Source organism: Ruminococcoides sp. (genome assembly GCF_057037865.1).
Genome location: NZ_DBLZMS010000007.1, coordinates 60885 through 72370, shown reverse-complemented (window position 1 = coordinate 72370; position 11486 = coordinate 60885). Strand labels below are relative to the sequence as shown.

7 protein-coding genes, 2 other RNA genes, 1 CRISPR repeat array and 1 riboswitch are annotated in these 11486 nt (G+C 38.8%); of the genes, 1 reads left to right on the top strand and 8 read right to left on the bottom strand.

Going from position 1 to position 11486, the window contains the following annotated elements; all coding sequences use genetic code 11:
• Window positions 1-3620 (top strand): type V CRISPR-associated protein Cas12a/Cpf1 (gene cas12a / locus AC2HW8_RS07475; RefSeq protein ID WP_484327363.1); only part of this gene is annotated, 3620 nt, incomplete at its 5' end.
• Window positions 3621-3920: 300 nt separating this feature from the next.
• Window positions 3921-4460: direct repeats of the CRISPR family, unit length 36 nt; unit sequence GTTTAATAACCCTATATAATTTCTACTATTGTAGAT.
• Between the two features lie 212 nt (window positions 4461-4672).
• Here cas12a and ssrA read toward each other — a convergent pair.
• The 8 genes from ssrA to AC2HW8_RS07435 form a co-directional block, all read right to left on the bottom strand.
• Window positions 4673-5019, bottom strand: a transfer-messenger RNA (tmRNA) gene (ssrA, locus tag AC2HW8_RS07470).
• Window positions 5020-5054: 35 nt separating this feature from the next.
• Window positions 5055-5981, bottom strand: a complete 927-nt coding sequence (locus AC2HW8_RS07465; RefSeq protein WP_484327362.1) for a hypothetical protein — start codon at window positions 5979-5981, stop codon at window positions 5055-5057.
• 12 nt (window positions 5982-5993) lie between these two features.
• Window positions 5994-6443, bottom strand: a complete 450-nt coding sequence (smpB, locus tag AC2HW8_RS07460; RefSeq protein WP_021884061.1) for an SsrA-binding protein SmpB — start codon at window positions 6441-6443, stop codon at window positions 5994-5996.
• A gap of 87 nt (window positions 6444-6530) precedes the next feature.
• Complete coding sequence (gene recR, locus AC2HW8_RS07455) at window positions 6531-7133, bottom strand: recombination mediator RecR (protein WP_021884060.1); 603 nt, start codon at window positions 7131-7133, stop codon at window positions 6531-6533.
• A gap of 2 nt (window positions 7134-7135) precedes the next feature.
• Entirely contained in the window at window positions 7136-7486 is a 351-nt protein-coding gene (locus tag AC2HW8_RS07450; protein WP_015524209.1) for a YbaB/EbfC family nucleoid-associated protein, read from the bottom strand.
• A 19-nt stretch (window positions 7487-7505) separates the two neighbouring features.
• Window positions 7506-9260, bottom strand: a complete 1755-nt coding sequence (dnaX, locus tag AC2HW8_RS07445; RefSeq protein WP_484327361.1) for a DNA polymerase III subunit gamma/tau — start codon at window positions 9258-9260, stop codon at window positions 7506-7508.
• A gap of 68 nt (window positions 9261-9328) precedes the next feature.
• Window positions 9329-9427, bottom strand: an RNA gene (ffs, locus tag AC2HW8_RS07440) — signal recognition particle sRNA small type.
• 440 nt (window positions 9428-9867) lie between these two features.
• Window positions 9868-11250, bottom strand: a complete 1383-nt coding sequence (locus tag AC2HW8_RS07435) for an NAD(P)/FAD-dependent oxidoreductase (protein WP_015524211.1) — start codon at window positions 11248-11250, stop codon at window positions 9868-9870.
• Window positions 11251-11320: 70 nt separating this feature from the next.
• Window positions 11321-11418, bottom strand: a riboswitch (purine riboswitch).
• Window positions 11419-11486: the final 68 nt, after the last annotated feature.

Genomic DNA, 11486 nt, shown 5'->3' with positions numbered 1-11486 from the left:
TTGAAAATGATGAAAAGCTTAAAGAGAACTATCAGAAAATCAAGGAAATAGCAGACAGGTTTTACAGAAATTTAAATGAGGATGTACTTTCAAAAACCGGGTTAGATAAATTAAAAGATTATGCTGAAATTTACTATCACTGTAATACGGATGCAGACCGAAAAAGACTTAATAAATGTGCATCGGAATTAAGTAAAGAAATCGTCAAAAATTTTAAGAATAGAGATGAGTATAACAAACTATTCGATAAAAGGATGATTGAGATAGTTCTTCCCAAACATCTTAAAAATGAGGACGAAAAGGAAGTTGTAGCCTCATTTAAAAATTTCACAACATACTTTACAGGTTTCTTCACTAACAGAAAAAATATGTATTCGGACGGAGAAGAATCCACGGCAATCGCATATAGATGCATTAACGAAAATTTGCCTAAACATCTTGACAATGTCAAGGCCTTTGAAAAAGCAATTTCTAAACTATCCAAAAACGCAATTGATGATTTAGATGCCACTTATTCCGGCTTATGCGGTACAAATTTGTATGATGTTTTTACAGTTGATTATTTTAACTTTTTGCTTCCACAATCCGGAATTACCGAATATAACAAAATCATCGGCGGTTACACAACAAGCGACGGTACAAAAGTTAAGGGTATTAACGAATATATAAATTTGTACAATCAACAAGTATCCAAACGGGATAAAATTCCTAATCTTCAAATTTTGTATAAACAAATTTTAAGTGAAAGTGAAAAGGTATCATTCATACCGCCAAAGTTTGAAGATGACAACGAACTTTTATCGGCTGTTTCAGAGTTTTACGCAAACAACGAAACCTTTGACGGGATGCCATTAAAAAAAGCAATTGATGAAACAAAGCTATTATTCGGCAATTTAGATAATTCCTCTCTTAATGGAATTTACATTCAAAATGACCGATCCGTGACAAATCTGTCAAACAGTATGTTCGGTTCTTGGTCGGTAATAGAAGATTTATGGAACAAAAATTATGACTCCGTTAATTCAAACAGCAGAATCAAAGATATTCAAAAGCGTGAAGACAAAAGAAAAAAAGCATACAAAGCAGAAAAGAAACTTTCACTTTCATTTTTACAGGTTTTGATTTCTAATTCCGAAAATGATGAAATCAGAAAAAAGTCTATCGTAGATTACTACAAGACTTCTTTAATGCAACTTACCGACAATTTATCAGACAAATACAACGAAGCAGCACCTCTGTTCAGTGAAAATTACGATAATGAAAAAGGTTTGAAAAATGACGATAAATCAATTTCATTAATTAAAAATTTTCTTGATGCCATAAAAGAAATTGAAAAATTCATAAAGCCTTTGTCCGAAACTAATATTACAGGTGAGAAAAATGATTTGTTTTACAGTCAGTTCACACCATTACTTGATAATATCAGCAGAATAGACATATTATATGATAAGGTCAGAAACTATGTTACACAAAAACCGTTTTCAACCGATAAAATCAAACTTAACTTTGGCAATTACCAGCTATTAAACGGCTGGGATAAAGACAAAGAAAGAGAGTACGGAGCCGTTTTGCTTTGTAGGGATGAAAAGTATTATCTTGCAATCATAGATAAAAGTAATAATCGTATTTTGGAAAATATTGATTTTCAAGACTGCGATGAAAGCGATTGTTACGAAAAGATAATTTACAAGCTTCTCCCCACTCCAAATAAAATGCTTCCAAAAGTTTTCTTTGCAAAAAAACACAAGAAACTTTTGTCACCGTCAGACGAAATACTTAAAATTTATAAAAACGGCACTTTCAAAAAAGGTGATAAGTTCAGCCTTGATGATTGCCATAAGTTAATTGATTTCTACAAAGAATCATTCAAAAAGTACCCAAAATGGTTAATTTATAACTTTAAATTCAAAAAAACAAACGAATATAACGATATCCGCGAATTTTATAATGATGTTGCTTTACAGGGATATAATATTTCAAAAATGAAAATCCCGACATCATTTATTGACAAACTTGTAGATGAAGGAAAAATCTATCTTTTCCAACTCTACAACAAAGACTTTTCACCGCATAGCAAGGGTACTCCTAATCTGCATACACTTTATTTTAAAATGTTGTTTGATGAAAGAAATCTTGAAGATGTGGTGTATAGGCTTAACGGTGAGGCAAAAATGTTTTATCGTCCTGCAAGTATAAAATATGACAAACCAACTCATCCCAAAAACACACCGATAAAAAATAAAAATACACTCAATGATAAAAAAGCAAGCACTTTTCCTTATGACTTAATTAAAGATAAACGCTACACTAAATGGCAGTTTTCACTTCACTTCCCTATTACCATGAATTTTAAAGCTCCGGATAGGGCAATAATCAATGATGATGTCAGAAATCTGCTGAAATCCTGCAACAACAATTTCATCATAGGAATTGACAGAGGCGAAAGAAACTTGCTTTATGTCAGCGTAATTGACAGCAACGGTGCTATAATATATCAGCACTCACTCAATATTATCGGAAACAAGTTTAAAGGAAAAACATACGAAACTAACTACCGGGAAAAACTTGCAACAAGAGAAAAAGAGCGTACGGAACAGCGCCGTAACTGGAAAGCAATTGAGAGTATAAAAGAACTCAAAGAGGGCTATATCAGTCAGGCTGCGCATGTTATATGTCAGCTTGTTATCAAGTACGATGCAATCATCGTTATGGAAAAGCTGAATGACGGATTCAAACGAGGCAGAACAAAGTTTGAAAAACAGGTTTATCAGAAATTTGAAAAAATGCTGATTGACAAACTGAATTACTATGTTGACAAAAAGCTTGATCCCGACGAAGAAGGCGGTTTACTTCATGCCTACCAGCTTACGAACAAGCTTGATAGCTTTGATAAGCTTGGTACGCAAAGCGGTTTTATTTTCTATGTTCGTCCTGATTTTACAAGCAAAATTGATCCCGTTACCGGCTTTGTAAATTTGTTGTATCCTCGATACGAAAAAACTGACAAAGCCAAAGATATGATTTCAAGATTTGACGATATAAGATACAATGCCGGCGAGGACTTTTTTGAATTTGACATTGATTACGATAAGTTTCCAAAGACTGCGTCTGACTATCGCAAGAAGTGGACAATCTGTACTAACGGCGAAAGGATTGAAGCTTTCAGAAATCCCGCGAACAATAACGAATGGAGTTATCGTACAATAATTCTTGTAGAAAAATTCAAAGAATTATTTGATAACAATTCTATAAATTATCGTGATTCTGACGATTTGAAAGCTGAAATTCTTTCACAGACAAAGGGCAAATTTTTTGAGGATTTCTTCAAATTATTAAGACTTACCCTACAGATGCGAAACAGTAACCCTGAAACAGGCGAGGACCGTATTCTTTCTCCCGTCAAGGACAAAAACGGTAATTTTTACGACAGTTCAAAATATGATGAAAAGAGCAAGCTTCCGTGTGATGCCGATGCAAACGGTGCGTACAACATTGCCCGCAAAGGTTTGTGGATTGTTGAACAATTCAAAAAATCCGATAATGTTTCAACTGTCGAACCGGTAATCCACAATGACAAATGGCTGAAATTTGTTCAGGAGAATGATATGGCGAATAATTAAATTCCGACTCTTTAACACGGTACTGTCGTTAAATATCAATCCGACAGTACCGTTGTCAAGGCTTGATATTTGACACAGATAATAAAAGAGTATATAATCAGACTGAGGATACATAGAAAAAGTTTGGTTTTGCCAAGAATGAAGATTCCCCTTTGCTGATAGTCGGCTAACTTCTGCAAACCCAAGTCTTAATATTTATTTTTGTCCATATGGGGTTATTGAACAATGAAAAAGTTATTACAATCTCACATATGTTATTTAAGTTATTTTGAAATTTATGTAACATCATACAACGTAAGGGTTTAATAACCCTATATAATTTCTACTATTGTAGATAAAAAACAGTGTATGTCAGCCGCAAATGTTTAATAACCCTATATAATTTCTACTATTGTAGATAATCAGCTTTGCAAGTTCCTTGTCCTGGTTTAATAACCCTATATAATTTCTACTATTGTAGATCCTAATGGCAAAGGTACTTATAAAGTTGTTTAATAACCCTATATAATTTCTACTATTGTAGATAACGGATATGGTCATCTTTATTGAACTTGTTTAATAACCCTATATAATTTCTACTATTGTAGATTTCGAGGGCAATCTGCTTGTCTGACTGTTTAATAACCCTATATAATTTCTACTATTGTAGATGTTGATATAGTGCGAGGTGCAACCTTGTTTAATAACCCTATATAATTTCTACTATTGTAGATATCACACTATCAACAGCAGCTCCACCAATGTTTAATAACCCTATATAATTTCTACTATTGTAGATAATTAGCATTGATTCAATTCGTGTACGTTTAATAACCCTATATAATTTCTACTTTTTTGATTAGATAAAAAGGTTACTTACACCGATTAACAACAAATTCATTTTGCTACAAAAATACAAGCCACACACAAACAAAAGCAGAGAGTCCGAAAGCTCTCTGCTTTTTATCGTTTTATAACATTGTACCAAACCATTACAACAAAGTTACCTACATAGCTATGGGAATTATCATAAACAGAAAAAGTCACGACTGCATATGCAATCGTGACCGAGTTGGTGGAGATGAGGGGAATCGAACCCCTGTCCGAAAAAATCTTGCCAAGGGTTTCTCCGAGCGCAGTTGGTGTTTTAAATCTCCCTCGGTGCATCGCCCATCAACAGGCTATGCACTTTGGCAGCTCCTAAGCTGTGGCAGGGTTCGGAGCGCTCCCCTGTTCACATTTACCTCTAATCGACGCCCCTTACACAGCCGAGGTACTCTGTGCAGGAACGAGCAGCACTCAGGCTGCTAAAGCAACTGTTTTGTTGTCAGTTAATTTTAAAGTTGCGGATTTTATGGCGGTTCCGCACCGCCGCTCGCTTACCAAGGTTTGAAATCCCCGTCGAAACCTTTACATCCCCATATTTAGTTATAAATTACAGAAATCTGCAATTGTCTATATTGAAAACCTGTATTCGGTAACAGGCTTATCAAATATTTTTTCACAACAGACAAGACAACATTCAATATGCTTTGTGTTCTGCTCAATCGGTGAATATATCACAGCCGTTTTCAAATTGCTTTTGTTCGAATCATCCATTGCAAAAACAACAACGCCGTCATCGGTTGCCAATACACCCATCCCTTTGAAAGGTTTGTCAAGCTCATCAAAAAGGCAGAACATCACTGAGATTTCATCGTCACACGAATACTCAACATACGGAAACACAATATCATTTTTGAAAAATCCCTTCATTTCGGAATTATCGGCTGAATTCAAAAGTTTAAGATTTTTAATCACAATCTGATTTTCGCCGTCAAAAATTTCAATCGGAATATTTACTTCCTTGCCAACTTCAAGGCTGAGTTTTGCTAACGGATAATCTGTCTTTTGATATTTTGAAAATATTATTTCAACATTCTTTGTCAAATCAAGCAAAGACAAATCATCAATCTTATTCTCAAGTTCAATAAAGTTTATGAACAGAGAATCAAGAGGAGCGTCGAAAAGCCTGTCACTCTTCCAACCGAGTTTCATAAACTCTGAGATGATATATGACCTTGTTAATTCGCAACATTCAAGCGTTTCACCGCATACTGAGTCAAAGTCAAAACGCTGTCCGTCAATTACAATTGCGGAAAAATCATCGGACAAATCAGAATTATTTTTCTTTTCAAGAATGATATTTTCTCTCAAAGTCAAATCTTCACAGCAAATATCATCTTTGGAACAATTGAAATTCAACAGAACAAGCTCGGTTTTATCGGACGAATTTACAAAGCCGAGCACGGAATAATCGGTATCAAAGGCAGAAAAGTCCCGTCCGATTAAAGCAAAATCGCTGTATTCCGAAATATTTTCGTACAAGCTACGCAAACTCATAATAACACCAAACTATCTTCTCTGTTCTTTAATGGCACGCTCCATATCACGCTTTGCGGAGCGTTCTGCCATATCGGCACGCTTATCGTATAGCTTTTTACCTTTGCAGAGTCCAACCTGAAGTTTTACCTTGCTGTCCTTGAAATACAGACTAATCGGGATAAGTGAATATCCCGTCTGCTTAACCGTGCCGTAGAGCTTTAAAATCTCTTTTTTGTGCATAAGAAGCTTTCTCACACGCATCGGATCACGATTAAAGATGTTTCCCTGTTCGTAAGGAGAAATGTGCATTCCGTTGACAAAAATTTCGCCGTCAACAATTGAACACCAGCTGTCCTTGAGATTTACTCTGCCGGCACGCAAGGATTTTACTTCCGTACCGCAAAGCTCAATTCCGGCTTCATAGGTTTCCTCGACAAAATAATCGTGTCTTGCCTTTTTGTTCTGAGCAATCGTTTTCATATTTGCCACCGCACATCCTCCTTTCTACTGTGGAATACAAGATTATACTACTGTTTTGACAATTTGTCAATAGTTTAAATCAAGAAATTAAATTTCATTTCTGCCCTCAAGAGCCTTTGCAAGGGTGTATTCATCAGCATATTCAAGGTCACCGCCAACGGGGATACCGTAGGCAAGTCTTGTCACCTTTACACCAAGCGGCTTTAAGAGCTTTGAAATGTACAGAGCCGTTGCATCGCCCTCAACGGTCGGGTTGGTTGCCATAATGACCTCCTCAACCGATTCCTCGTTAAGCCTTGCAAGCAGTTCTTTTATTGTAAGGTTGTCGGGACCGATATCGTTAAGCGGTGAGATTGAACCGTGGAGAACATGATAAACACCCTTAAATTCGTGGGTATTTTCAATAGCCGTAGCATCTCTCGGAGTTTCAACAACGCAGATAACGGAATGATCCCTTGCGGGATTTGCACACACGGGACAAAGGTCTTTGTCTGTAAGATTACAGCATTTACTGCAATAGTGAATCTTTGTGTGGGCATCCATCACAGCACCCGCAAGCTGTTCCGCTTCTGTTTTTGACAGATTGAGAACATAATATGCAAGTCTTTGAGCGGTTTTGTTACCGATTCCCGGCATTCTTTCAAACTGCTCCACCAAATTTTCAAGCGGAGCAACATTATATCCCGACATAATCAGAACATTCCCGGAATGTTAAGTCCGCCCGAGATTGTTTCCATTTTGTCCTCTTTTTCCTTAGCGGCTGCTCTGATTGCCTCATTTGCGGCTGCCATAACAAGGTCTGAGAGCATTTCTACATCCTCGGGATCAACAACTTCGGGTGAAATTTCAACCTTGGTGAGTTCCATTTTGCCTGTTACTGTAACCTTAACTGCACCGCCGCCGGCTGTTGCCTCATACTCTTTTGTTTCGAGTTCCTTTGATGCGGCCTCCATATCATCCTGAAGCTTCTGAGCCTGACGGGCAAGCTGCTGAATGTTGTTTGCTCCGCCGCTGCCGTAACCCTTTGGTAATCTTGCTTTCATAATTTTATCTTCCTTTCGGTTATTCTTGTGTTATTATTACATCGCTTCCCTGCAAGCTTTCAATAAGCTTGTCAACGGGATCGGTTTTTTCTTCTTGTTTTGCACTCGGTCTTTTATACGGACCGAGATTATAGTGCTGACCTGTTGTTTCTAAAATAAGCTGACGGATTTCCTGTCGTCTTTCGTTATTTTTGAGAAGTTCAAAAGCCATTTCATTATCTGTGTCAATCAGCAAATATTTTCCGCTTGTGTAAGCGGCAGAATTTGCAAATGCCGCCGCAATTGCCCTTGAAACAGGTTTCATATTGTTGACTACCTCTGCCCAATCGGGAAAAGGCTGTGCGTTATTATAGATTGCATCAAGGTCAACGCTAGGTCTTTGAGCTGTTTTCTTAGGCTTTTGCTGTGCAGAAACGGGTTGTTCCTGTATTGGCTGAACGGGCTGTTTCGGTGTCGGCATCTCAACAGGATGCGTCGGAATTACCGGCTCGTCCTTGATTTTTTCCGAAACAGATTTTGTTTCCTGCGACTTTTCGGGTTCTGCATTTTGAACCTCGGGTTTTGGAGTTTCACTCTGAACAGACTGCGGTACAGTTTGCACCTGTTCGGGAACATAGTTCACCTTTATTCCCTTTTTAACAGCCTTTTCAAGAGCGGTTACCCTTGCGGTCAAAGCCTCAATTGTACCGTCAAGCTCAGCCGATGACAGCTTTACAACTGCCATTTCAAGCTCTGTTCTGTCGCCTGTTCCCCTGCCCATATTCTGATATGCCTTTGAAAGCACATCCATATAATAAACAATGTCGGCAAGTGAGAGGTAATCCGACTGCGTTTGAGCCTGTTCAAACTCATCGTCAGCCATAATCACGATATCCCTCGGATTTTTTACCGACTTTATGAGCATAAGCGTTCTGAAATGCGAAAGCAATTCATCGCAAAGCCTTGCCATATCCTTGGACTCACCGTAAAGCCTGTCAACAATTTCAAGTGCCTTTGCTGTGTTCTTATTGATTACACAGTTAGAAAGCTCAAAAAGATATGTCTTTCTCGCAAGTCCTGCGGCACTGCGAACAACATCTTCATCAATTTCCGAGCTGATTGCAATGCATCTGTCAAGAAGCGAAAGAGCATCTCGCAACGCACCGTCAGCAACAGATGCGGCAAGCATTGCGGCACTGTCGCTCAGTGTCACGCCCTCCTGATTTGCAACATAGAGCAGTCTGTCTGCTATTGCACGGGGTGGGATTCTGTGAAAATCGAAACGCTGACAGCGTGACAGAATTGTTTGCGGAAGCTTGTGAACTTCGGTAGTTGCCAGAATGAATATGACATGTTCGGGAGGTTCTTCAAGCGTTTTGAGCAAGGCATTGAACGCCTCGGTTGTGAGCATATGAACCTCGTCAATGATGTAAACTCTGTATTTGCACTTTGCGGGCTTGAACTGAACCTCGTCAATAATCTGACGGATATCATCAATTTTTCTGTTGGATGCGGCATCCATTTCGACAATGTCGAGGATACTGCCGTCGTCAATTCCCTTGCAGATTTCACATTCACCGCAGGGATTTCCGTTTACGGGATGAAGGCAATTGACTGCCTTCGCAAGAATTTTTGCACAGGTAGTTTTGCCCGTACCTCTTGAACCCGTAAAAAGATATGCATGGTTAAGACGGTTGGTGCTGATTTCGTTTAAAAGAGTTGTGGTTATGTGTTCCTGTCCCGAAACATCGGCAAAGGTTTTCGGTCGCCACTTTCTATATAGTACCTGATACAAAAATTCACCCCGCAATCAACAAAAAATGCAAGCCGTCAGCCGAAATAACGGCAATCGTACAAATGAGTGAACGACAGACTTACTGCATCGCATCGGCAATACTGCTTAATGCTGCTCGGTTCCCCGCCTGACATGATTCACAGACCCCAATCGTACAGGGCCTGCCGCTCACTTAATTGCACGCTTTTTGACTTCTTGCAATTCTGAACTAAATTATTCATTTCTTTGTTCGTAAAAAGAAATATATTGTACAAAAGAACACCATTGCAAGACAAGCTGATTGTTCAGTCTGCTTTACAACGAGCTTATTATACCATAACCGATTAATAAAATCAATAGGTTTTGGTTATTTTTATTGTTTGCAGTCGCAGAAAGATATCGTCTGTTTTGCAACGGCAAACCTTGTTCACCGCTGCAAATGAATACACATTTTTAATTAAATCATAAATTATGTGAATAAACAAAATGTTACATCAATGCAGGCGTCCAATGAACGCCCCTACAGTATAGACTGCATAAACACTTGCAATTTTGCACTCGGGCATAATATGCTGTTTATTATGCAATCTATCTTCACGAATTGGGAACGGCGGCTCGCCGTCAATTTTTAATTTGCTAAGATTTCCCTTGCAACGAATACACCGCCGGCGCTGGCATGAGAAAGTGAATGTGTAACACCGCTGCCGTCACCGATGATATAAAGTCCCTTGTGGGGCGACTCGAGATGCTCGTCAACATCAACTTCCATATTATAGAACTTGACCTCAACACCGTAGAGAAGTGTGTCATCGTTGGCTGTGCCGGGGGCAATTTTGTCAAGAGCATAAATCATTTCGATGATACCGTCAAGGATTCTCTTTGGAAGCACAAGACTCAAATCGCCCGGTGTTGCGTCAAGAGTCGGAACAACAAGTCCTTCTTTGATTCTGCTCGGATTGCTTCGGCGACCTCGAATCAAATCACCGAAACGCTGAACAATTACACCACCGCCCAGCATATTGCTAAGACGGGCAATGCTTTCACCATAACCGTTGCTGTCCTTGAAAGGCTCTGAAAAATGCTTGCTGACGAGGAGTGCAAAGTTTGTGTTCTCTGTCTGCTTTGCCTTGTCTTCATAACTGTGACCGTTTACTGTGATAATGCCGTTTGTGTTTTCGTTTACAACGCAACCCTTCGGATTCATGCAGAATGTACGCACATTGTCCTCGAACTGTTCTGTGCGGTAAACAATCTTGCTTTCGTAGAGTTCGTCTGTGAGGTGTGAAAAGATTGCAGCAGGGAGCTCCACACGAACACCGATGTCAACACGATTCGACTTTGTGGGAATGTTAAGGTTATGACAAACATGTTCCATCCACTTGCTGCCGCTTCTGCCGACTGAAACAATGCACTTTTTGCACTCATAATTTTCATCGGCTGTGTCAACAAGATAACCTTCCTTATCATTGCCGTTCTTGAGTTCAACATTTTCAACAGGTGTATCAAAGTAGAAATCAACCTTGTTTTCAAGGTAATCATAAAGATTTTTAAGCACAATGTAGTTGATGTCCGTACCGAGATGACGGACTGATGCGTCAAGAAGATTAAGCTTATTCTGTAAGCAAAGCTTCTTAAAGCTTGTGCCTGCTGTGGAATAAAGCTTTGTACCCTCTCCGCCGAACTTCATATTGATTTTGTCAACATATTCCATAAGCTCAATAGCTTTTTTCTTGCCGATATGTTCGTAGAGCGTGCCTCCGAAATCGTTTGTTATGTTGTACTTGCCGTCCGAAAACGCACCCGCACCGCCGAAACCGCTCATAATGGAACAGGTTTTGCATGAAATGCAATTTTTAACTTTGTCACCGTCAATCGGACATTTTCTCTTTTCAAGAAGATGACCTTTTTCAAATACGGCAACCTTTATTTCAGAGTTGTTTGTTACAAGCTCATATGCAGAAAAAATTCCGCCCGGACCTGCTCCTACAATAATAACATCGTACTTTTTCATTATCATTTTCTCCTTTATTTGTTGTGGGTAACATTTAAGGGGAATAAAAAAACCGCCAAAACATAATACTACGCCCCTTAACGGGGATTATAGTAAACTGTTTAAGGCAGTTTGTAGAAACACCCGTCCGTATTACGGGCTTATACAATCCAACTTCTGCACACGGCAGAAAATTGTTCTGATAAAAGTCATCAAAACCTTGGTTATTGTAACAAATAACATCACAATTGTCAACA